Source organism: uncultured Tateyamaria sp., assembly GCF_947496075.1.
GTDB lineage: Bacteria > Pseudomonadota > Alphaproteobacteria > Rhodobacterales > Rhodobacteraceae > Tateyamaria.
In genome coordinates this window covers 394,111-417,085 of the sequence record NZ_CANMBJ010000005.1, presented here as the reverse complement: position 1 = coordinate 417,085, position 22,975 = coordinate 394,111, and the positions used below count along the sequence as shown (strand labels likewise).

The 22,975-nt window shown below is 55.6% G+C and carries 21 protein-coding genes and 1 pseudogene; 13 read left to right on the top strand and 9 right to left on the bottom strand.

Features of this window, described 5'->3' with window-relative positions; genetic code table 11:
• Together Q1A51_RS24375 and Q1A51_RS19005 are read left to right on the top strand one after the other, a co-directional pair.
• Nucleotides 1-77: pseudogene (locus tag Q1A51_RS24375) on the top strand (sulfopyruvate decarboxylase subunit beta); the annotation flags it as partial.
• The gene (locus tag Q1A51_RS19005) at nucleotides 77-1,168 is read left to right on the top strand and encodes an alpha-hydroxy acid oxidase (RefSeq protein WP_299604866.1); all 1,092 of its coding nucleotides are present in this window, start codon (nucleotides 77-79) and stop codon (nucleotides 1,166-1,168) included. The pseudogene Q1A51_RS24375 and the gene Q1A51_RS19005, both read left to right, overlap by 1 nt.
• 298 nt (nucleotides 1,169-1,466) lie before the next feature.
• Here Q1A51_RS19005 and Q1A51_RS19000 read toward each other — a convergent pair whose 3' ends face one another.
• The 5 genes from Q1A51_RS19000 to Q1A51_RS18980 all read right to left on the bottom strand — a co-directional run bounded on the left by Q1A51_RS19000 (nucleotide 1,467) and on the right by Q1A51_RS18980 (nucleotide 7,092).
• Entirely contained in the window at nucleotides 1,467-2,654 is a 1,188-nt protein-coding gene (locus Q1A51_RS19000) for a serine hydrolase domain-containing protein (protein WP_299604848.1), read from the bottom strand.
• Nucleotides 2,655-2,732: 78 nt separating this feature from the next.
• Entirely contained in the window at nucleotides 2,733-4,406 is a 1,674-nt protein-coding gene (locus tag Q1A51_RS18995; protein ID WP_299604846.1) for an NAD(P)/FAD-dependent oxidoreductase, read from the bottom strand.
• A gap of 165 nt (nucleotides 4,407-4,571) precedes the next feature.
• Nucleotides 4,572-5,474 (bottom strand): AraC family transcriptional regulator, encoded by a 903-nt coding sequence (locus Q1A51_RS18990; RefSeq protein WP_299604844.1) that lies wholly within the window; start codon nucleotides 5,472-5,474, stop codon nucleotides 4,572-4,574.
• Nucleotides 5,475-5,702: 228 nt separating this feature from the next.
• Complete coding sequence (locus tag Q1A51_RS24370; protein WP_366870225.1) at nucleotides 5,703-5,795, bottom strand: hypothetical protein; 93 nt, start codon at nucleotides 5,793-5,795, stop codon at nucleotides 5,703-5,705.
• A gap of 622 nt (nucleotides 5,796-6,417) precedes the next feature.
• Nucleotides 6,418-7,092 carry a YafY family protein gene (locus tag Q1A51_RS18980; protein WP_299604840.1) on the bottom strand — a complete coding sequence of 225 codons (675 nt, stop codon included), beginning with the start codon at nucleotides 7,090-7,092 and terminating at the stop codon, nucleotides 6,418-6,420.
• Nucleotides 7,093-7,207: 115 nt separating this feature from the next.
• Here Q1A51_RS18980 and Q1A51_RS18975 point away from each other — a divergent pair, with 115 nt between their 5' ends.
• From Q1A51_RS18975 to Q1A51_RS18965, 3 genes are all read left to right on the top strand, one after another.
• Nucleotides 7,208-8,062: a DMT family transporter gene (locus Q1A51_RS18975; RefSeq protein ID WP_299604838.1), complete on the top strand. Its 855-nt coding sequence runs from the start codon at nucleotides 7,208-7,210 to the stop codon at nucleotides 8,060-8,062.
• A 320-nt stretch (nucleotides 8,063-8,382) separates the two neighbouring features.
• Nucleotides 8,383-9,726, top strand: coding sequence for a Hint domain-containing protein (locus tag Q1A51_RS18970; RefSeq protein WP_299604836.1), 1,344 nt, complete (start codon nucleotides 8,383-8,385; stop codon nucleotides 9,724-9,726).
• 214 nt (nucleotides 9,727-9,940) lie between these two features.
• The gene (locus tag Q1A51_RS18965; protein WP_299604833.1) at nucleotides 9,941-10,237 is read left to right on the top strand and encodes a hypothetical protein; all 297 of its coding nucleotides are present in this window, start codon (nucleotides 9,941-9,943) and stop codon (nucleotides 10,235-10,237) included.
• Between the two features lie 76 nt (nucleotides 10,238-10,313).
• Here Q1A51_RS18965 and Q1A51_RS18960 read toward each other — a convergent pair whose 3' ends face one another.
• Nucleotides 10,314-11,744: an HTTM domain-containing protein gene (locus Q1A51_RS18960; RefSeq protein WP_299604830.1), complete on the bottom strand. Its 1,431-nt coding sequence runs from the start codon at nucleotides 11,742-11,744 to the stop codon at nucleotides 10,314-10,316.
• Nucleotides 11,745-11,867: 123 nt separating this feature from the next.
• Here Q1A51_RS18960 and Q1A51_RS18955 point away from each other — a divergent pair, with 123 nt between their 5' ends.
• Nucleotides 11,868-12,245: a DCC1-like thiol-disulfide oxidoreductase family protein gene (locus Q1A51_RS18955; protein ID WP_299204418.1), complete on the top strand. Its 378-nt coding sequence runs from the start codon at nucleotides 11,868-11,870 to the stop codon at nucleotides 12,243-12,245.
• On the opposite strand, the gene Q1A51_RS18950 is transcribed toward Q1A51_RS18955, so the two are convergent.
• Entirely contained in the window at nucleotides 12,235-12,963 is a 729-nt protein-coding gene (locus Q1A51_RS18950; protein ID WP_299604826.1) for a hypothetical protein, read from the bottom strand. The two genes, Q1A51_RS18955 and Q1A51_RS18950, sit on opposite strands and share 11 nt — an antisense overlap.
• Nucleotides 12,960-13,508, bottom strand: a complete 549-nt coding sequence (locus Q1A51_RS18945; RefSeq protein ID WP_299604824.1) for an RNA polymerase sigma factor — start codon at nucleotides 13,506-13,508, stop codon at nucleotides 12,960-12,962. Before Q1A51_RS18945 ends, Q1A51_RS18950 begins: the two co-directional genes overlap by 4 nt.
• 79 nt (nucleotides 13,509-13,587) lie before the next feature.
• Here Q1A51_RS18945 and Q1A51_RS18940 point away from each other — a divergent pair, with 79 nt between their 5' ends.
• From Q1A51_RS18940 to Q1A51_RS18910, 7 genes are all read left to right on the top strand, one after another.
• Nucleotides 13,588-14,886: a S8 family serine peptidase gene (locus Q1A51_RS18940; RefSeq protein ID WP_299604821.1), complete on the top strand. Its 1,299-nt coding sequence runs from the start codon at nucleotides 13,588-13,590 to the stop codon at nucleotides 14,884-14,886.
• A 304-nt stretch (nucleotides 14,887-15,190) separates the two neighbouring features.
• The gene (locus tag Q1A51_RS18935; protein ID WP_299604818.1) at nucleotides 15,191-16,351 is read left to right on the top strand and encodes a LeuA family protein; all 1,161 of its coding nucleotides are present in this window, start codon (nucleotides 15,191-15,193) and stop codon (nucleotides 16,349-16,351) included.
• Nucleotides 16,352-16,389: 38 nt separating this feature from the next.
• A complete protein-coding gene (locus Q1A51_RS18930; protein WP_299604815.1) occupies nucleotides 16,390-18,288 on the top strand; it encodes a DNA/RNA non-specific endonuclease in 1,899 nt (632 codons plus the stop codon).
• Nucleotides 18,289-18,334: 46 nt separating this feature from the next.
• Nucleotides 18,335-19,606 carry an N-acetylmuramoyl-L-alanine amidase gene (locus Q1A51_RS18925; protein WP_299604813.1) on the top strand — a complete coding sequence of 424 codons (1,272 nt, stop codon included), beginning with the start codon at nucleotides 18,335-18,337 and terminating at the stop codon, nucleotides 19,604-19,606.
• A gap of 34 nt (nucleotides 19,607-19,640) precedes the next feature.
• The gene (locus Q1A51_RS18920) at nucleotides 19,641-20,885 is read left to right on the top strand and encodes a S8 family serine peptidase (protein ID WP_299604810.1); all 1,245 of its coding nucleotides are present in this window, start codon (nucleotides 19,641-19,643) and stop codon (nucleotides 20,883-20,885) included.
• 14 nt (nucleotides 20,886-20,899) lie between these two features.
• Nucleotides 20,900-21,307: a hypothetical protein gene (locus tag Q1A51_RS18915; protein WP_299604808.1), complete on the top strand. Its 408-nt coding sequence runs from the start codon at nucleotides 20,900-20,902 to the stop codon at nucleotides 21,305-21,307.
• A complete protein-coding gene (locus Q1A51_RS18910; RefSeq protein ID WP_299604806.1) occupies nucleotides 21,307-21,828 on the top strand; it encodes a hypothetical protein in 522 nt (173 codons plus the stop codon). Before Q1A51_RS18915 ends, Q1A51_RS18910 begins: the two co-directional genes overlap by 1 nt.
• A gap of 11 nt (nucleotides 21,829-21,839) precedes the next feature.
• On the opposite strand, the gene Q1A51_RS18905 is transcribed toward Q1A51_RS18910, so the two are convergent.
• Nucleotides 21,840-22,952 (bottom strand): amidohydrolase family protein, encoded by a 1,113-nt coding sequence (locus Q1A51_RS18905; protein ID WP_299604804.1) that lies wholly within the window; start codon nucleotides 22,950-22,952, stop codon nucleotides 21,840-21,842.
• Nucleotides 22,953-22,975: the final 23 nt, after the last annotated feature.

Sequence of the window (22,975 nt, the reverse complement as noted above, 5' to 3'; positions counted from 1 at the left end):
GCAACGCCAAAATGCCGGTGATCACCATGGATCCCGTCGTGATCAAGGACCGGTTCATGAAAGCGGTCACGGCCTGATGACACGCGCCGCGCGTATTCATTCCAGTGAAGATGCGCGGCGTTTGGCCAAGGCCCGTCTACCATGGATGGTGTTTGACTATATCGACGGGGCTGCGGGATCAGAAATAGGGGCTGCGCGCAACCGTGCAGCTCTTGATGCAATATGCCTCGAACCTCGGATCCTGAGAGACGTCAGCAATCGTTCGTTGGACATGCCGCTGTTTGGCAAGACGGCCAAGCGCCCCTTTGGTATTGCGCCCATGGGCATGTGCAATCTGTCCGGACCCGGCGCCGATCTGATGCTGGCGCGACTGGCCGCGCGAGACTCGGTGCCCGTGGGCGTATCAACCGTTGCATCAACTCCGCTGGAGAAGATGATTGAGGTTGCCGAAGGGCACGCGTGGTTCCAGCTCTATTTCAGCGGAGACGGAACGGGTTCGTTCAAGCTGGCAAAACGTGCGCAGGATGCCGGTTACGAGACTTTGATCGTTACCGCCGACGTTCCTGAGGTTGGTCGCAGGCCACGTGAGTTGCGCCACGGATTTACAATGCCGTTCCGTATCGGTCCGCGCCAATTTCTGGATTTCGCCCTACACCCGCATTGGTCGCTCACGTCACTTGCTGCAGGTCGTCCTCAGATGGCGAATTTCGAGATGCCGGGCTTTGAATTCGACCGCACCGAAAGCCGAGCCAAGGCGAATTGGACAACACTGAAGGCCTTGCGCGATTTGTGGCAAGGCCACTTGGTCGTGAAGGGCGTGACCAACGCCGATGATGCGCTGAAGCTGAAATCCGAAGGCGTCGACGCCATTCAAGTGTCAAACCATGGTGCGCGGCAGCTTGAAAGCGCACCTGCTGCCGTTCAAGCGCTTGGCCGGATACGCGGCAGGGTTGGACCAGAGTTTCCGCTGTTTTATGACAGTGGCTTGCGGTCTGGCGAAGACGTTTTGAAGGTCCTTGATCAGGGTGCAAATTATGCGTTTTTTGGCCGCATATTGCAGTTTGCAATCGCCGCGGCCGGTGAAGAAGGCTTGCTTAGACTATGGAGCATCCTTAGCGGAGAGTTGTCCAGCGCACTTGCACAAGTTGGTCGGGATAAACTGACCTGAAGAAATTGGACAAGCTTGAATGGAACCTTACATGCCTGACAGCATCAACGTCCAACTGATGTGACCAAAAAAGAAGTATGTGCCAAATTGGTACATGTCATGGTTCTCAATGGACTGTGTGGATCCGGCTGTCATTGCGGTCAATCCGGGATCCAACCAAGCAATAATACCGCCGGGTTTCATTGCATCTCGCGCGATTTGGGAGCGGAATGCGGCGTTTCTGATAATAACAGAGGTCAAGCGTAGCAGCTTCTGAGGATCGACCGCCGAGCGGTGGCGGTCGATGGGATTTTTTGGATCAGGCGGCCTTAGCCTTGTTGATCGAGGCGTAGAAGGCGCTTTCGAGCTCCATGTATCCGGTAAAGGACACCGCATCGCCAAAAGGCAGGATCTGAGTGGCCCAAAAACCGCCAAAACCGTTCTGCCGGTCAATCCAGTAGAACAGATTGGCAAGTCCGGCCCAGCCAATTGCCCCGGCCGGCCGACCCGTGGGCGCCTGATCATCATTGACCATGAAGGTGTAGGACCATGATTTGGGCTGGCCGGGGAAGAACTCTGCATCGTTGGAAAGCGACGGGATGACCCCTTTGAAAGGCGTGATCTTACGCTGGCCCAGATGGTTCTGCGCCGCCATCTCAACCGTTTCGGGCTTGAGCACGCGTCCGTATTCCCCCGCACCATCGTTCAACCACATGCGGATAAAGCGCATGTAGTCGCCGACAGTGCCATAAAGGCCGTGGCCCCCCATATGGACTTCTGGCTTGTCGGGCAGCTCGAAATCCATCGGCGTCAGGCTGCCATCGTCGCCGCGCGCATGCATCCCGGCCAGCTTCTTGCGGAGCGTATCGTTCAGCTCGAAAGTGGTGTCGGTCATGCCCAGTGGCTCGAAGATGCGCGACTGGAAGACTTCGCCTAAACGTTGCCCGGTGATGCCTTCGACGACCTGCCCGCACCAGTCGATATTGGTGCCATATTCCCAGCTTTCGTCCGGGTCGAACAGAAGCGGGGTCATCAGGCAATCTTTGGAAGCGGTGATGACGCTGGGCTGGCCTTTCTCTTCGGCTAGGCGATTGTAGGTCTCGTTGAAGAAGTCATAACCGAGGCCTGCAGTGTGCAGCATCAGCATCCGTGTTGTGATGTCCCGCTTGGGCGCGCGCAGCCGCGGCTCACCATTGGCGTCAAACCCGTCGATCACCTGCAATTTGCCGATGTCCGGCGCATAGTTTTTTGCAGGCGCGTTCAGATCAAGCTTGCCCTCCTCGACCAGTTGGAGAACTGCCGTACCGGTGATCGCCTTGGTGGTTGAGAATATGGCGAAGGCGTCATCGGTTGATATAGGCGTGTCGCCATCCATTCGGCGCAGGCCCGCTGCGCCCTCATAAATATTCTTGTCGCGATCCGTGACCATGGCGACCACGCCCGGGACGCGCGGGCTGGAGCTTACGACGCTATTCAGAATGGCGTCCGCATTGAATTCATGACTCATGATAATATCCTCCCATTGATTGATGTTTGCCCTGCGACCGGGGCTTTCAGCCGGCACAGGGCGTTGTTTGGTTGGAGATCAGGCGTCTTGCGGCGCCTTTGACTTGCTCATCGCAAAGTGCGGATAGCCGCCTTTGGCCTCTTCGTCACACTTGGTGCGATAGGTCCCGACTCCGCCAGTGTAAGACAGTACCCTGCGCGGTTTGCCCTCAACATTGGAGCCAGTGTACCACGATGTGGTCTTTGCGATCAGGGTCGCATTGGCGGTTTCGTCGTGATGCGCGACCCAGGCAGCTTCACCCTCTTCGGTGGGCTCCATCACGTCATTGCCGCTCTTACTCAGATCACCGATACAACGCGTGATCCACTCGGTCTGTTGTTGCAGGCAAGTGGTCATGTTGCAAAGGGCCGCCGCAGGCGCGAGGGGCGCGCCAGTCATGAACAGGTTCGGGAAGCCGAATTTCTGCAGTCCCATTGTGGTGCGCATATCCTTGCGCCATTCCTCGGCAAGGTTGAGGCCGTCGCGCCCGTTGATGTCAATGCGTGCCAACGCGCCGGAACCCGCATCAAAGCCGACCGCCATGATGATCGCGTCAAGCTCATAGACTGTTCCGTCCTCCAGCTTGACGCCTTCGGGCACGATTTCGGCAATTGGGTTGTCGCGGACATTGACGGCCTCGACATTGTCGCGGTGAAACGCTTCGAGATAGTCGGTCTCCAAAGGCACACGATGCGTGCCGAACCCATAGTCGCCGGGCTTGGGCACAAGCGTGTCGATCAGCTTGGGATCCTTGAGCCGAGCAATCATCTTTTGGCGAACAAACTCCGATATCTCGGCGCTGACCTCCTCCTCGAAGAACATTTCGGCGAAAGAGGCGAGCCACAGCTTCAACGAGCCGTCCGCATAAACTTCCTCGAGCACCTCCAATCGTCTCTCTGGAGTCAAATCGGCCCATGTGTTTTCGAAGTCATACTCAAAGCCGGTGAATGTATGCGGCAGGTTCGACCTGAACTCGTCGAAGCGGCTTTTGTACCACGCTTCCTCATCCGGGCCGTATTTCGGGTTCTTCATCGGCAGCACGTATTGTGGCGTGCGGGCAAAGACGGTGAGTTGGCCGACCTGTGATGCAATGGTCTGTATGACCTGAATTCCTGTGGCACCCACTCCGATCACGCCCACTCGCTTGCCTTCAATATCAAGCCCGCCCTTGGGATAGCGCCCAGTGTGGACGATTTGGCCCTTGAAGCTGGACTGGCCCGGAAACCGGTCCTCCAGTGGGGCCGAGAGCATTCCGGTGCAGCCGATCAGGAACTGAGTGTCGATGACATCGCCCTGATCCGTCTCGACCCGCCAGCGTCCTGTCTCTTCGTTGAAGGTCGCTTTGGTGATCGTGGTCGAAAACGACATGTCACTTCGCAGATCCAGCGTATCGGTGACGTAATGCAGCCAGCGCTCGATCTCTGGCTGTCCGGGGAAACGCTCGCTCCAGGTCCAACCCTTGTAGAGGTTCTCATCGAACAGATACTGGTAGATATAGGCTTCGCTGTCGAATTTGGCACCGGGATAGCGGTTCCAGTACCACGTCCCGCCCACGTCGGTGGCAGTGTCGCAGGCATGCGCCTTGAGACCCATCTGACGTAGCTGGTGCAGTTGGTAAAGTCCGGCGACCCCGGCTCCGATCACCAGCGCATCCAATTGCGCAGGCACGGGGTTGCGAGCCGTCGAAACGGTCTTTTCTTGTGCGTCTAGCATATTGTCCTCCACTGCGGCGGCAGTCGGTTTTTCCGGCAGCCTCCTCCGGGTTCGGATTGCAGGTCCGAATCCACCGCGCTCCAAGTCTGGCTCTAGGCGGCAGGGGCGGTCTTGTAAGATCGGGGGGTAAATTTTGAACGATCTGGGCAGACCGTGCGATGCCGTTCAGTGCCCTGAGCGGTACTGGCCAGGTGTTACGCCCTTGGCTTTGCGGAAGCTGCGGCTCATATGCGATTGATCCGAAAATCCGCATGCAGCGGCGATGTCCTTCATCGCGCGCCCCGGTTCGCGCAGCATGGCGCAAGCCCGTTCCATCCGCTTGTGCTGAACGAAGGCGTAGCCGGGCAGGCCCACGCTTTTGCGAAGCTGGCGATTAAAAGTCCACACGCCCAGATGCAGCACACCTGCAAGTTCGTTCAGAGAGAGTGGTTCGTGCAAATGCGCGTCTATATATTCTTCCAACATGGCCAGCTGTCTTTGCGACAAGCCCGACTGCCCCGATGTCGAGCGGCTGTCGACCGACGCGTAGTTGCGAAGCAGGTGGACCGCAAGTTGCACCGACAGAGCCTCAGCATAAAGCTGTCCTCCGGGGCCTTCTTTGGCTGCCTCTATGGTGAGTTGGTCGGCAATATGGTTGATCACAGGATCGCTGCCTTGCAGTACATCGTGCAGCCTGACCTGTTTGACATCCCTTGCCCGAATATCGCGCGCGACGCGGGTCATCAACGCGTCGGTCAGGTAGAGATGCGACACCACCAGCCCTTCAGTCCAGTTCCAGTGCGACTGCATTGCATGCGACAAGAGCGAGAAATGCCCCGGCCCGCATTGCGTACGCGTCCAACGCCCGTCAAACTGCCGGTCCATCGGCGTGTCTCCCCTGCGGTACTGCACAATCATAAATGTGTTCATCGGCGGAATGTGTACATCCTGCCCGTTATAGCGATAGGTCCGCTGCGACACGTCCTTCCAGCCGAGACCTTTGCTTTCGCACAGAATCTTTCCCGGCACCCAAATGGGTAATTCATCGGGTTCAATAAGTTGTGCGTCTGTTCCCGTCGTCTCAGTCATGGCGAGCCTCGCCGGTATCCGCTGACGCCTCGCAAGATGACAAAATTGCGACTTCAGTAGGCCTCTATTCGAAGCGCGAACGAACCATAGTTGCTGAATTACTTAGAGCTGCGCAATAATGATACAGATTTGTCGTCAGTGGAGTCAATTCAACCCCCTGATGAGATAGACCAAAGCAGTAGATACCGACCCGTGCACTCGGTGAGGGTCCGGCACCACATCCATGGGCTATCCTGAGTAGTGTTTCTGGAATTGCGGGCTCATACCCAAAGCCTGATGTGGTTGGATGTGATTGTATCGTCCGAGCCAGATATCGATCACAAACTGAGCTTGTTCGGCGGTGTGGAACCGTTCGCACCAATGAATTCGCGACTAAGTTTGCCGTTGATGCGCTTGTCATTGCCTTTCTACCAAGGCGACGCCGGGCAGATCTGGATCGACCGTGCTGCCGCGATGAACTCTAAGCCATAACAACTTTGGAATACCGTGGATGAGACAACCGACGCAGCCCCATGGCGAACTGCTCCCAATCCGAAACCGGGCGTTCGTTTAAGGTGCAGCTTCCGGTACTGGGGGCTGCTTCACGACGTTTGTTGCGAGTTCGACCAGCGGCTGCTTTGAGTGAAGCGGCGGATGGAGGAAAGGCTGTGAGCCGCAAAAGAAATCTGCTGCGTTGCGGAAAACCGAACTGCAACCATTTCGACGGCTTGTGAGCGCGTGAATGGAAAAACTATGCGTCGCTCCACATCTGTAGCACGTCAAACAAATTTGACCTTTGCGTCAAAGACTGACCCTAAGGGGTCCCGGCCGAACTTTTTCATACTTGAACTGCAGTTCTCTTTGGCCTAGCGACGCGCTGCAGAAAATGTCAGCTTCGAGCCCAAAGTGACCGAACCTGCGATGTGAATGAACAGCGGCTTTGGGATCCGCCCAGCAAAGGCCATCATGTCTCGACTGTCGATGATCGCTGGGTGGCGTCCCATTCTTCTCGAAGAGCTTTGCCCTCTCCAACAAAAGTATCGCCGGTCGCACGACAGCTCGTCATACGATCAATGCGAAAATGCCGGAATGCCCTGCGCAACTCGCACCATGCGACCAGTAGTACGTTGTCAAAATAGAAGATCAGCGCGAGGGGCAGAACAATTCTTGTGCTGTCCACCCCGGTCTTGGCTCGGTAGCGGATGTCCAGCTTTTGCTCTTCCCGGATCGCGAGGCGCAACGCCTTCATGTTCACTGCATCCGAAGGCTGCACCCCCCAAGATGACGTGAGCAGATGATCGACCACAGGGGCCGCATCGTGTAGCTTGCGGGCGGCGCGTTTTGCAGCCTTCAACAGATCGGCATCGCCGGTTCTTGCAACCATGCTCAGACCTACGGTGATCGCTTCAGCCTCTTCCTGATCGAAGTTGATCGGGGGTAGGTCATATCCTTCGCGAATGATGTACCCGACGCCGGCTTCTCCGTGGATCGGCGTTCGCATTGCCTGCAAGGTGGCAATATCGCGATAGATCGTGCGCTTGGAGACTTCGAGTTCCCGCGCAATTTCTTTTGCCATGAGGGGCGTATCCGCCGCGCGAAGGATTTGAATGATTTCGAAAAAGCGGCTGGTTTTGGCCATCAGCACCCCTGAATAATGCACCGCAATCAAAGACTGCTGACACTCAGTTGGCAACAGGGCCGGTATATGCTCGCGCGAGAAATCGAAAGTCCGAACGATGGAGCACTCACAACATATGAAAGGCGTCGCCTTGGTGGTGCTGTCGGCCGTCATATTCAGCATGTCCGGCGTTCTGACCAAGATGATCGAGGCTGATGGATGGACCATCGCCTGCTGGCGCGGGGTGATCGGTGGATTGGCCGTTATTGCTTATGTCGAAGCCCGTCGCGGTGACACGCCCCGCAGCAAAGCATTCCGGCTGGGTCCGCGTGGTTGGTTCCTGGCCAGTGTCGGAAGCGTTGCCAGCGTCACGTTCATCTATGCGTTCAAGCTGACATACGTAGCGAATGTTGCCGTAATCTACGCGACGGCCCCGTTCTTTGCAGCAAGTCTGGCATGGTTGGCGATGCGTGAGACGGTGAAAGGCCGAACCCTGATCGCAGGGGTGTTGTCCTTCGCTGGTGTCGTCATCATCGTGTCTGGCGGTTTAGGCACCGGGAAACTGCCCGGTGATGTGTTGGCGGTTGCGATGACATTGGGAAACGCGGCTTACATCGTACTGATCCGCAAGTTCTCAGACGTGCCAGTTGTCTGGGCGGGTGGCGCATCTGCCTTGCAGCTATTCGTTGTCGGGGCATTCATAGGTGCGCCGCTTGAAGTAACGGTCAAGGATGCAGTTTTGCTGATCTTCTTTGGTGGCGCATTTGCCAGCGCGGTTATTTTATGGACGGAAGGGACTCGCCTCATTCCATCGGCGCAATCTGCGCTACTTGGCACGGTCGAGATCCCCTGTGCCACGCTGCTCGCCTGGATCGTTTTGAGTGAGCTTCCACCTCTTGCGGCAATAATGGGCGGGGCTGTGACCATGTCAGCGGTATTGTGGCACGCTTCGCTTGACCATCGACAAGAAAAACATCGGTTCGTGCAATAGCGGACATTCCTCCACCATCTGCAAATGGCAGCAAAGCCCCGATAATGGGCCATTCACGGCGCGGAGCGCCAATGACAAGTTGGGTCAACTAGGTTGGTGTGATCAACAAAACTTCAAGACAATGACTATCACACAGCTATGCTGGCTTGATGTCGCATGTTGTTCCACGATTGCAGTACCTGATATGATCTACTGCATGAAGTCGCTACGTTAATCCAAAACCGCGGAACAAGATCTTTAAACGCAAAGACGGCTCTACTACTTTAGGTAGTAGTTACACCACCGATTGAACCGACGTTTCGACGGGAGCCACCGGTGCAATGGCTACGTTTATCATCGTATCAGAAGACAAAGACCCGCTTGGTCCTGGGGAGATCAACGCAGGCGATGACGTTCGGGTCAATGAGGGAGATATCTTTGTCATCTCCCCGGCAGCAGATGAGGATGTAACTTTCAAGAGCCCGGGTGGCGCAAGCACCAACTTCACCGTCGAGTTCGGTGAAAGCAACTCGAACAATCTGGAAATCAAGATAGAGGAAGGGCTCACGCCTTCTATTTCCATCGCCGACAATGCCGATCTGTCAGATATCAAAATTGATGCCGACAAAGCCGACGCCGCCAATCTTTCCATCGGCGACGGTGTAACACTCCAAGAATTCAAGGGATCGAACGACGGCAATGATGTCATCGACATCGGCAATGACTTCACGACGCCATCGGAGTTGAAGACAGGTGACGGTGACAATCAGATCACGATAGGTGACCGCGCCGACATCGAAGACATCGAAACGGGCGACGGCAACGACACCGTCGCAATCGGGGACGATTTTGTAAGCAAGAAGATCAAAACTGGTGACGGCGCAGACCGGATCACCATCGGTGATCGCGCAGCGGTCGAAGATATCGAGACGGGCAAGGGCGATGACGACATCACGATCGGAGACGACTTTGTCGGCGAGAAGATCAAAACGGCCGATGGAGACGACAGTATCCACATTGGCGCGAATGCAGATCTTGACGAGATCGACGGTGGAAAGGGGAACGATGTTCTCAATACCCAGTCTCCTGGCATCGATAACAAAAACATCGAAACCATAAATGTGGTCTGTTTCGTCCGGGGGACGCGAATAAAAACGGACCGTGGTGAAGTCTGTATAGAGCACCTTCACGAAGGTGACCTGGTTGTGACTGCGGACCACGGATTGCAGCCTATTCGATGGATTGGATCATCCGTCGTGAGCGGTTGGGAGGACCTGGCACCGATCCTGATCCCAAAAAGTGCTCTGGCAAACACGCGTGACCTTCGTGTGTCACCGCAACATCGAATGCTGATCAAACATCCACGTGCGCAGCTTCTTTTCGAGACGCCGGAGGTATTGGTGCCTGCCAAACATCTTATCGGCAAAGCTTCTATCCGTAGTGATCCATGCGACAACGTCCAATATTTTCATATGCTGTTTGACCAACATGAGATTGTTTTCTCGGAAGGCGCGGCAAGTGAGAGCTTTCACCCTGGGGTCGTTGGAATGGAAAGCTTTAGTCGACGGGTTCAGGAAGAGATCTTCGCGATTTTTCCGGAACTGCGGGTTGGGACCAGAAATTACGGTGCTGCGGCAAGGCGCAGCCTCAAACGACATGAAGCCGTCATCTTGCATGGTTTCTGACCGGAAACTGAAACTGCTTGTTGCATTTTGAAAGTATTCGTTCGTTTGAGGAATAATAGCATCCGGGATGCCGCGCGTGGGGCAGGGCGCTTTGCAGCTCAACACCACACAGATTGACGGAGGAATCAAACGGGCTGGAATAAACGCTCATCACGCTTCGTAGACCTTTCGAGAACAGCATTTGCTCTGTTCGCAAAACCGAAAGGAGAAGATCATGATGAAGACCGTTTTTGTTGCCTGCAGCGCAAGTATCGCCTTGGGCATGTTCTCGGCTCCTGCCATGGCGGACGATCTTGATGATGCCGTTCGCATCATCCAAAATATCTTCACAGTGCATCACCGGAACCGCGTTCTTGTCTGCGATGATGATGACGATGATGGCGGGCGCAGATGCTATTACGTCCGCCGAGGCCATACCGTCTACAAAGACTATGATGACGACGACGGTCATTGGCGTGGGTACGACGACGATGATGATGACGGAGGCCGCTGGGGCGACGATGACGACTAGACCGAACGACCAGAGACATCAAAAGGGCCCGGATCGATAAGCCGGGCCCTTTCTTTTTGAAGAAGCCAAGGTGGCCCTAGTCGGTTTCGGACAAACTATGCCCCTGCAAGGGAAGAAACGGGTAAGCTTCCGGCATCTGCCCCCGTGGTGCACGAAGTTGGTTGGGCATGATCCATGGGTTGGGCCGTGCCCATTCCCACCTGATCGCTGTCAGGTCCTGCTCGGGATCCGTGAATTGCTGCTTTGCCCGTCCATTTAGCGACTTTTGAACATCTACATAGACAGCAACGTCCGGATAACCGCGTGCGGCCCATGCGTCCTCAAGGACTTGGGCAAAGTCGTAGATGATATCAGGTCTGCCCAGCACGTTTCTTGCCTGACGGGAACTCATGACCTCATAGGGATCGATCTCCCATGTCTCGCTACCATCAGCGGCGACGACGCGGAACATGCCTTCGCTTTTCCGATCATAGATCCGCATCCGCCACGAGAACCGATGACCATCACCGCTCCAACCCACGAGGTTATCGAAGAAAATTTGGCGTTGGGGCACGACAATCTGCACAGCAAACCACACGGCCAATGCGGCAAGACCGACAGGTGCAAGCCGGAACTTTCTTGTTGGAAGTGACGGTAGTGCAGGGAGCGTTTCGAACTGTCCAAGGAGCGCACGCAAAAGGCGTTGCGGCCAGTCCGGGGCGAAGAATATCGTCGAAAGCGCCAGCGTGATCCAAGGGAAGATACCGATGTTGAACAGCTGTGCGTTCGACCAATGGAAAAAGGCATACACGATAAAGACGGCTAGCCGCGTGCGGTGCCAAAGCAATAGAGGTGCGCCGACAACATGCAGGACAATCACGCCCCATGATGCCAAAACGAAGGATACATCGTATTGGAAGAGTGCTCCGAAGAACACCTCGTCTTCCTTTCCCGTGAGCCATGTTCGTAAGGGCTCGCCCCGCAGCCAGTCATCGGTGATCTTAACAATACCGGCATAGATCAAGATGATCTCAAGCTGGAGCTTGAGCGCGGTGACCGGCCAACGTGGGATCACAATGCTGCGCAGTTGCGGCCAGAGCCATGCATCAACCGAGAATGCGCGGTTTGCAGGCATAAAGCAGAGCAGCATCCCAAACAGGATGACCATGTAGTTGTGATTAAGGTACTGGGTGCGATCCAGCAGAAAGAAATAGGCAAAGATACCCGTGAGCGCGATGATCGACACGCGGTAGAATGCGCCGAGTGCAACCAACAAACCGAAAACCCCAACTCCACCCCACAGGATGTGAATCCAGGGCTCTGGCAAGGTTCGAACAAAATCAAAGAAAGGGAAGTTGAAATCCGGCTCAACGTAATAGCGTGTGATCCGGTCATATTTGACATATCGCCACCAATCCCAAGCCAGGATCAAGCCGAACGCGATCCGGATGACAACAAGCGATTGGATACTGATCGGCGTTTCAAGATAGCTGCGGAGGCTTGGCCGCGCCGCTGAAAACCTGGTCATCTAACCCTCCATCGAAATGCGATTCAGAGGGAATACGGAACGAAACAGCTTCGTATTCCATCATATCGCGCACGCATCTCGTCTTGCCGAGCGCAAGTTTGCCCGTATCTAAGGAAGATGACCATGCCTGACCAAATCCGGATCATTTATGATGGCGACTGCCCGTTTTGCTCTGCTTATGTGAAACTGGTGCGTCTGCGTGAAGTCGTGGGCACCATCGAACTGATTGATGCCCGTTCAGATCATGAAGTCATCGACCGGATCAATGCGGCCGGCCTGGACCTTGATCGTGGAATGGTTGTCGAGATGGGAGGGCAACTGCAGCATGGAGATGCGGCGATGACCACGCTGGCGATGATGACCACTCAAAGTGGGGTGTTTAATCGGATCATGCGGTTGATGTTTTCCCGACCGGCAATCGCCCGCATTCTTTACCCGCCACTGGTTGCGGGACGGGCGCTGACACTGCGTTTATTGGGGCGCCGCAAGATCAATCATTAGCATCAGACAGGCGCTTGGCTTCTTCCTCGACCGACATAACGGGACCGGCTTCTGTGTTGCGCATCCAGGCTTCGAGCACTTCAAGTGCGCTTGCAGGAGCGAACTGCGTATCATCGGGTAGTTCAACTGCCGCAGCGAAACGTAACTCCCACCCGGCATCGGTGCGACATCCGACGCCAATCAGATCTGACCTGTCTTCAAGTCTCGCTTCGAACTCCCGGCAAAAGGCACCATCACCCGCCTCGAACGATGCGATAAGCCGTGTGTCGACACCATCGTGCGCGATGCTTGTTCCAGATGCCGCAGTCTCCAGAATTGTAACTACAGGGGCAAGATCAAAGGCGGTGGGATCATTTTTGTTCGGGTTGAGCAAGAACGCGCCCAGACCAACACCCAGCACAAGGCTCGCTGCGATAGCGCCCAGCCAAGCAGATTGTCCCGTCCAAACCGCTGGCTTTAGCGGAGCTATTGTGTTGTCACCCGCATCCGTTGCTGAGTTTTCCGATGCTTCAACAGTTGCCCTGATACGCTCTTTCAAAGCCTCGGGCACATCCTCTAAGGGCATGGCGCTCTGCGCAAGCTCCGTACTGCGCTTAAATACATCCAACCGCGCCCTCAGGTCCGGGTCCTTCATAACAGCCGCGGCCACGCGTGCATGTTCAGTGCCCGTCAAAGCACCATCGGCATAGGCCATCAGATCTTTGTCCGAGACTGTCATTGCGAAGGTGTCTCCGTCTTATCATCCGTTTGGTCGGCATACGTAGCAGCTGTGGGGGTTATTCCAACAGCCGCAGTAAGCGCCAGACGGCCACGCGCCAGACGTGACATGACCGTACCAATTGCGATGTCCAGAACGTCAGCGGCTTCGCGGTAGGTCAACCCCTCAACACAGACCAGAACGACCACGTCACGTTGCCCCGCTGGCAACGTTTGGATCGCCTCTAGCGTCTGACGGACCTCTAGTCTTAGCTCCGGACTGGCTGCATTGTCAGAGATGACGTCTGCCGTCGTATCATCAACGTGGACATGCGCACCGCGCGCACTTTGTCTGCGCATCTCATCAATCCAGGCGTTTCGCAGAATGCGCAAAAGCCAGGGCGCAAGCTTCTTGGTAGGGTCATATTGCTGGCTTTGCTTTAAAGCCTTCTCGACCGTGATCTGCACCAGATCATCGGCAAGATCTGGCTGCCTTGTCAGCGAAATCGCGTACCTCCGCAGGTTTGGGAGGAGATCTATGACCTCGTTGATGAAACGGTCTTGCATCAAAAAACCTAATTCGAAGGAATGTTCGGAATAAGACTGAGTGCCGTGCGTAATCTAGGTGAAGCATGAAGGGAAAACCATGTCATACAGCGTATACCTGCCGATCCGAGCGCTCCTGTTGGCCGCAATTCTTGGCCTGTCTCCCCTTTCGTATTTGCTACCCGGTTGGCCCGACGTGGCTTACGCAGACAGCGACGACGATGATGATGACGACGATGATAACGGGGGCCGCCGTTTCGTTTCAGATGACGACGACGACGATGATGATGGAGGCGTTGCACCCGCATCGACGTCCACCCCAGACCGCGCGCCCGACGAAATCATTGCTGCCGATCTCTCGGATGCCGATCTCACCCAACTTATTGAGGAAGGGTTCGAGCTGTTACAGCAAATCGAAGCTACACCGACACTCGTCCGCCTGCGCATCCCGCAAGCCCTGACATTGGACGCCGCGCGCGTTCGTGTTCGCGCCTTGCCCACAGGCTCATCCGCTGACTTCAACCACTACTACCGGGGATCGCAAGGCACGTGTGATGGTCCAGAGTGTCTGGCCCTTGAACTTGTTGGATATCCCAGAGAAGGGATATGCGCGCTGACCGATGTGCGGATCGGGATGGTCGATACGGGGATCAACACTGGACATGAGGTGTTCAGTGGCAGTGACCTGACCGTTCAACGCATCTCCGACGAGCGGCTCGACCCATCGCGTGCAATCCACGGTACCTCGGTCGCGGCCATCCTGATAGGCGCGCCAGAAAGCCGGTCGCCCGGGCTTCTGCCTGATGCAACTCTACTTGCGGTCGACGCTTTCTACCGCGCCGGTGCAGTTGAAAGGGCAGATGCGTTTTCAGTAGCTGCCGGCATCGACTGGCTCCGCATCCGTGACATTGGCGTTCTCAATCTTTCTCTTTCCGGTTCCGAGAACATCGTTCTGAAAGAAGCCATCGACCGCATTGTCACCGAAGATGTCCTGGTCATCGCAGCAGCCGGGAACAATGGCCCGCGCAGTGCGCCCGCCTTTCCCGCAGCCTATGACACTACCGTTGCTGTTACCGCAGTGGATGTACGCGGCTCCGTTTACCGTCGCGCAAATCAAGGGACGCATATCGATCTTGCGGCTCCCGGGGTCGACGTCTGGACGGCAGCATCCGTATCCGGCGCGCGCTGGAAAACCGGTACATCCTTTGCGGCCCCCTTTGTCACAGCGGCGGCAGCATTATCACGGGATGCACAACCTGACAGCACTGCCGCAGAAATTCGGGAGCAACTGATGGGCTCTGCGCGTGATCTTGGCGCTCCCGGTCGGGACGAGGTGTTCGGAGCCGGACTTCTGAACATGGGAGAGACCTGCGGCGGCGTGGCTAAGACGGAAGGGTGATGACTTGGACAGGGGTGTGACGCGGATTTTGGAAGCTACATGAAGCGCGACTAACGTGCTTATGAACGGGAACTAAATCCCGCATTAAGGGAAAATTTTGCCCTTCTGTGAGTGGATTTCCCGTTCTATGCAAGTTGCAGGAACAGACAGTTTGAGCTCGGAATCTGGTCACACTTCCAGCTGCAGACATGACTAAAGCGGCGATCGCATCGCTTATCCGCTAAACACCTCACTTGCCTTTCTGTCGCTGCAGCCCGTGAGTTTTGAACTGTCCCGCAATCGATCAACGAAGGAAGGCCAAGAGATGGAAATCTTTGAGACCACCTTACGCGATGGAGAGCAGCAGGCGTTCCTCCATTTTTCAGCAAAGCAGAAGGGCGAGCTTGCTGTTTTATTGGAACAGCTTGGCGTGGATGTCATCGACGCGGGTTTTCCGGCGGCTTCGGACGTGGACATGAACGGCGTTACCGAGATCGCCAATGAGACCGATACCGTCAAGTTGAGCGTCCTGACCAGGCCGATCAAGAAAGACATCAGACGTGCATATCAAGCATTGAAAGGTGCCGGGCATCGGTCCCGGATTGCGACATCGTCGCGCCCGTTCGATCTTCTGTCAATCTCGGAAAGCTCAGAGGGTCGTGCCCGACAAAAGACCATAGAACGGTCCTGTGATTTGATGACAGAGGCCCGCACCTACTTTCCCGAAGCACAGTACTATCTGATTTGTGCAGGCAATCGCGACATCTCGTTTTTGATGGATCTGAGTGCGTCTGCGGCCTGCGCGGGCGCCACGCATATAGTCGTCGCCGACACGCTTAGCACAACAGAGCCACATGGCTTTGGCGAGCTTGTCAGCCGTATCAAGTCCGCGTTGCCGCCAGAGGTCACTTTGGGCGTCCACTGTCACAACTTGTTGGGCCTCAGCCTTGCGAATTCCATTGCTGGGGTCAGGGCGGGTGCGTCGCAGGTCGAGGTGACGATTGGAAACACCGGCGATGGCGGCGGCAATACAGCCTTGGAGCAAATGCTGGCATACACGGCCTACTTTGAACAAAACGATCCACGCTTCGCAAATGGATGCGACACCGAAAAAACGGCCGAGGTTGTGCAGGCATTCAAAGACTACACCGGCATGCAGTTTTCACCGAACAAGCCGCTTGTTGGAGACATCAGCTTTCTGGTTGAGACCGGCATTCACCAAGCGATCCCGCCCAAGATCATGCAGGACGTGTTCGCCCCAGAAACGATTGGGCGAAGCACGGAATTAGCGATCGGGCGCCATAGCGGCATTGTTGGAATTCTGGATCAGCTCGACAGGATGAATATGCGCCCTCGGAATGTGGATCAGCGGCGGCTTTATCAGCACGTGATGCGCGCTGCTCAAAAGAACGGTTCGGTCCCCAACCATGAGCTTGGGCGGATTGCAAAATCACTGATGCTGCAAGTCGGTCCGGAAGGCCCGTAGCCCGCGCATTAATCCAACGCCCCAGAGAAGGAACCAAAATGGTCAAAAGACCGAAAACATTGGAAGGAAAAGATGACGCTGCGTTGATGACATGCCTGCGTCGTTTCGTGCGTGCCAAGGGGTCTGCATACCTTATGGACCCGAACGTTACTTCGATTGGCGTTGGCCGCAAGAATGGTGATGGCGAAGTAAGCATCGTCTTTACCGTTCGCGAGAAGGTCGAGGTCTCTGCACTTGAAGGCATCGGGTCAAAACCGTTGCCAGAGGTGATCGAGGCTAACGGGGTTACCGTTCCAACGGACGTCGTTCAGCGCGAGTATCAGCCGTCCTATATGATTGTGGAGAACGCTCAGAGTTCGGTGTTGAAAACGCGTCTTGATCCTTTGGTGCCGGGCGCGAGTGTCAGCCATCCGACCGGCACTGCCGGAACGCTTGGTGCAATTGTTTTTGATCCTGCCACAGGCGACCCTTGTATGCTGTCCAACTGGCATGTCTTGCACGGTGAGACAGGCAAAATCGGTGACAAAATCGTCCAACCCGGTCCATTTGATGACAACAACGTAGCCGCCAATAGCTGCGGTGTTCTGTTGCGAAGCCATTTGGGTGTCGCTGGCGACTGCGCGATTGCGCGGATCCAAGGGCGTGGTTTCGATCGTGCCGTCCATAGGCTTGGAGCAGTCTTGACGCAGATGGCGGAGGTCGCCTTGGGCGATACGGTTGTCAAGACGGGCCGCACGACAGAGACGACACATGGAAAGGTCCGTCGCACTGACGTCATCGTAAAGATCGACTTTGGCGCAGCTTTGGGCAGCAAAAACATTGGTTGTTTTGAGATTGGGCCACATCCCGAATATCCAGCGGAGGGTGATCAAATCAGCATGGGTGGAGATTCCGGCGCAGTCTGGATCATCTCCGAAAAGGACCGCGCAACAGAAATCTTCGCCGGCTTGCACTTTGCAGGGGAGGGGGCCGGAAGCTCGGATGATCACGCGCTTGCATGCTATCCCCGTTCTATCCAGAGCAAATTAAACTTCTCGCTGACGCCACCCCAAGGCCTTGTCGTTGAAGAAGGGACAACAATCACCAACGCCACTTCCGGATATGACGCCGACTTCTTGGGCGTTCCGGCGCCAATGCCGGAGCTTTCATTGGCGTACAAGCGTGATGCGGTGAACTTTGGTAAGGCCCAGACGATCCCCTATACGCATTTTTCAGTGTGCCAGAGCGCAAAGCGACGGCTGGCCCGCTTTGTCGCTTGGAATACGGACGGCGCGCAAAAGGTGCAGCTTGGACGTACGGGGTTTCGTCTGGATGATCGCATCGGCGCGGAATTTCAGCTGGACGACACGATTTACGCGAACAACAGGCTTGATCGAGGTCACATCGCCCGACGAGCAGATGTTGCTTGGGGTACGGTTGAAGACGCACGGAAGGCCAATGATGACTCCTTTTGTTTCACCAACATCGCGCCGCAACACGAGAGCTACAACCAATCCAGTAGAGGTGGTCTATGGGGAAAACTCGAAGACTTGGTTCTGGAAAATGCTGATGCCCAGGGTATCCGGATTTCAGTTCTTGCTGGCCCCGTCTTTGCGGAGGACGACCCGAGGTACCGAGGGGCACTGATCCCCCGCAGTTTCTGGAAGCTGATCGCATATCGCGGCATGGATGAGGACTTGCGCGCAGCCTGTTTTGTCTTGTCGCAAAGTGACTTGCTGACTGACATCGAAAGCATCGACTTTTATCCGTTTCGGCTGTTTCAGGTGTCGGTTCCGACACTCGCCGATCGCACAGGGCTTGGATTTGACACCTATGTCCCGGCTGACATCACCCAAAATCCGGCACGGCTAAGCAAGGTCGGTGCGGCACTGGCGAGTGAAATCAATGTCGAAGCCGCGGTGCGGGAAATCACGAAGCAGAAGGAGATCGCGTTCTAGACAATCACGAAGGGGCAACAACGCACATCAATGAAAAGGATCTAACATGACAGATGTTGTCATAGATGCAGGACACGGTGGTTTTCGCAATGTTGGTGGCTCCAGTTGGAACAACGCTGTCGGGCCCAACGGGACACTTGAGAAGACCCTGACACTGAAGGTCGCGACGCTGTTGGCCGCACAATTGCCCGATGCCGAGCTGACCCGAACAACCGACGTGAATATCAGCCTCGCCGCGCGGGCGCGTGTTGCAAAATCTGCAAAGGCTAAAGCGTTCGTGTCGATCCATTTCAATGCGTCACGCGACGGTACTGCACAAGGAACAGAGACACTCGTCCATACAAACTACTCCAGTGCGTCCGCGCAGCTTAGCCTTTTGGTGCAGGATAATCTTCTGCAGGTCACTGGGTTGCGCGACCGGAATGCGAGCTTTGATCCGTCCCGGATCAAACCTATGCCGCTTGGCGTTCTGAACCCGTCCCGCCACCATTTTGGTACGGCGGCGTGCCTTGCCGAGGTCAGTTTTCTGGATCAGGCCGAAGAAGAACAAAGGTTACAGGATCCAGCGTATCTTGAGGATATTGCTGGCGCGATCGGACTGGGGGTCAAAGCGTTCCTGCAATCACCAACTGCAAGCATGATGCCGGTAAGAATGGAAAGCGAAGATGCAATTGATGTTGTTGCGCGCCAGCAAGACCTGACGACCGTCAGCTATCTGAATCTGGATATTGCGGGCCCGGATCAGGGTGATGATGCCGAACAAGTTGAACGTGAAAGCAGCCCCAAAGACCTGTTTGGGGCTGATTTTCTGAGCGGTTCATTTCACGAAGACGAGACGCGCCAGCTTATGGCGGTTGATCAAGACTACATGTCGGAGTTCACCGCCTTTTTGGCTCCGCTGGGTTTGCGATACTTCAAACCCAGCGAGGTCTTGTTCCTTGGAAATTCCCATGGTGGGTCCGGACGCTGCGGGGGACTGAACAGTCTGCCCCCAAAGACCTTATGGAACAACGTCGTTTCAACAGTTCTGATGCTGGATGAAATCCGCCATCAGCTTGGAGCGCCGATCCGCGTGTTGTCGGGATATCGCAACGATGCCTACAACAGTTGCATCTCTGGCGCGGCCAACAGTTACCACAAGCAGTTCATGGCGATGGATTTCACAGCCGCGGCCGGAACCCCCGAGATCTGGCGTCGGATCGCGGCGCGCATTCGGGCGAGTGATGCGCGATATGCAGGCGGTATTGGCAAGTACATCTCCAGCAACTTCGTTCACATCGATACGCGGGGGCAGAACAGTGACTGGACCAGACCTTAACGCGATGATCTCCCGATGCCTGAAGACAGGCTTGATGCTTGGTCTTCTTTTGGGTGTCAGTCTTGGGTCGCCCGACAGATCCTGGCCGATCTCAAAAGCATACGCACAAGACGATAATGATGATGATAACGGCAACGGCGATGATAACGGTGATGACAGCGGCAACGATGACGACGACGATGATGACGATGTAGCAGAACCAGAGCCGTTGTTAGATCAGGCTCCAGACGAAATCACGGTGACATCTTTGTCTGACGATGACCTGGCGACCTTGCTGACCCAGGGCTTCACAATTGTTCAACAGGGCGGACGTGACGATGCGCCAATTCATCGGCTCCGCATTCCAACAGGTCGGACCCTTGAACAATCCCGCAGCGATGTGCGTGCTTTGCCGACAGGGCAGGACGCAGATTTCAACCATTACTACAGGACAGAGCAGTCAACCTGCAATGGCCCACAATGCCGGGCTTTGGAACAAATCGCCTTTCAGTCCCACACCTGCTCTCAACGCGATGTGGCCATCGGGATCATCGACACCAGTATCAATGTCGATCACGAAGTCTTTGCTGATCGTCAGGTGACTATCTACCGCGTACACGAAAGTCCTCATCCGGCATCAAGGGCACTGCATGGCACTGCTGTCGCGGCGATCATCGTTGGAGATCCAGAAAGCCGCGTACCCGGCCTTGTCCCGGCGAGCCATCTTTTCGCGGTCGACGCCTTTACCCGTGAACGGGGCGATGAACGCACAGATGCATTCGCACTTGTCGTCGGACTTGACTGGCTTGAACAGCAAGGCGTCGAGATTATCAATATGAGCCTCGCCGGACCTGACAACACGGCTCTCGCGGCAGCCATCGACCGCGTGAACAGGGCAGGGATCGTTGTCGTGGCCGCAGCGGGCAACAAAGGACCTACAGCGCCACCTGCCTTTCCCGCAGCTTATTCCGGCGTGATCTCGGTCACTGCTGTCGATGCAAGCAACAACATCTTCGCGATGGCGCAACACGGTCCGCATATCGACCTTGCAGCACCGGGAGTGGACGTGTGGACCGCGGCGTCTGTCTCGGGTGGGCGATTGAAAAGCGGGACGTCATATGCCGCACCATTCGTTTCGTCCGCCGCAGCGCTTGTCCTGTCCGCCGAGCCGCATCTGACGCCGGATGAAGTGATCCAACAGCTTGAAAGCACCGCACTCGATCTTGGAGACGAGGGGCACGATGAGGTGTTTGGTGCCGGCCTTGTCCAGATCGGAGGCTGGTGCGTCAACGGTAACTGAAGAGGAGGTGTTTCATGATGAATCCACTCTTACCCGGTGTCCTGGTTTTGACACTTGCAACGTCAACTATGGTCAGCAGTGAGGAAGATGAAGGCTACTTTCTTCTGACACGCGAAGTTGCGGAATGCATTGCAGTCAACCGGGCTCAACTCGCTCTTCAGGATAGTTCCGTCGTCTTCATCAAGCCGCAAGAATGCCAGACTGATGTGACAGAGGATCTGCCAAGCTATGCCCCGGCTGAAGCTCCGGATGTGAGGCTGCTTCAAACGGACGAAGCGCTTGATGTCGACGCCTTGATCTTCCTAAGCCGCGCGCAGCTTGCCTGCTTCGCCGATCTTTCTGTTCTTGCGAGTGAAACGGCAGGCGCACAGGACATCTGGCGCTTTTATCCTGACACCTGTCACTTTGCGCCGGATGCGTGATGCGACAGAATATTGAACTTGCACTGAAAATACTGGCGGCAGCGATTGCTGTCTTTGGCGTGTGGAAGTTCTTTTCCGACCGCGCACTTGCTGTTGAAGCCGAAAGGCGCGCGACGGCGTTGTCCTACATTGAAGCCTATGGAAGCGCTGAAATGATCGAGACGCGGAACGTTCTTTTTAACTTCTGGAAAGAGAACGACACGTTCGTCGATTATATGCGGGCCGAACTTGTGTCCGAGCGGACGTATGCCTTGTTTGCCAGTGTCACGATTGACGAGCACCCCGACACCGAGGCCTTTCAAACGGCGATTTATCGGCTGGTAAACTTCTACGAACAGGTCTGGCATTGCAGAACCGCCGATCTGTGCGACCCGGGCATGCTCGACGAATACTTTTGCGACCGCGTCACACTGCAAGCCGCTGCATATCAGCCCTTTCTGGATGAGCTGGGAAGCCGCTCGGGATACGAGAGCTTTGGAAGTTCACTGGGTGATTTTCGAGTGTCTTGCACGACGCGCTGACGCCTGCACTGCTACAGGAAATGGTCCGGGTTCACATTGGCAATCTCACGCAAGATGTTTTCGCCCAAGACGTAGCGCAACTGCATGGACAGGTAGCGCTCATCGAATTTTTCGGTTTGGGTCATGTAGTAGTCCGACCCGAACAAGACACGGGCGCACACTTTTGGATTTGCTCGAAGTATGACTGCAAGTGCGGGCAGGAACCGCTGGGTCGCAAAAACCGTGTAGGAGATATCTGTATATAGCCCGGGATAGGCGCCACAGCCGATCAGCTGCATGATCTTTGACAGCCAATTGATATGCCCACGCTCTGCGATTGGTGCATCATGTGGAACAAGCTGTCGGCTTTCGGCGTCTTCGAAATAGGTCGTCCAGTCCTGCAAACCGCCAAAATGCGCAAGGCAAACCCGCACTCCGGGATAGGTGTTGAGGATGTCGCGATAGTTGTCCGGATCCGAATAGCGTGTAGTGTTCTTGCGGCGTTCCCGTCGCGAATAGACACCGCCCTTTGAGCAATGGGTCATGACAGGCACATCATGCGCTTCGCAATAAGCCCACATCGGATCAAGCCGTTCATCCTGTGGGAAATAGCCAAGAGGCGGATAAAGCTTGATGCCCCGGAACACCCGTCGCATTGGAGATAGCTCAGCCGGAAAGCGGCGCTGGAGTTCCGCAATCAGCTTCTCCTTTCCCTCTGGGCCATCATAACGCCGCGGATCGATAGCAATAAATGGCAGGACGCGCCCATTTGTCTGTTTGGCAATGACTTCAAGCTCGTCATGTTGCTCGTCAATATCGACTGGGGGCATTCCCGCACCCATGAACGCCATGTCCATCGGAAGGACGACGAACCTTGTGTTGCCCGGATAATAGCTTTGGATGATTTCGAATGTTTCAGCTTGAGTGCTTCGGCCGCCAATCTCCAGAAAGTTTGCATAACGACTAAGACGATCCCGGTCACTAAACGGGTTTGCCAACCTCAGCAGCCGTACAAGTGGACGTTGAAAGGGCAGGGAGGCCAGCGCCTTTGTCAGCCCGAAAGGTAGAAAACCACGCGGAACATGATCCAGAAGGAACGTGTGAGTGTGACAGTTGGTGATGACGTAATCGACATTCTTGGGCATGCTGAACCTGCGATCTGCACATT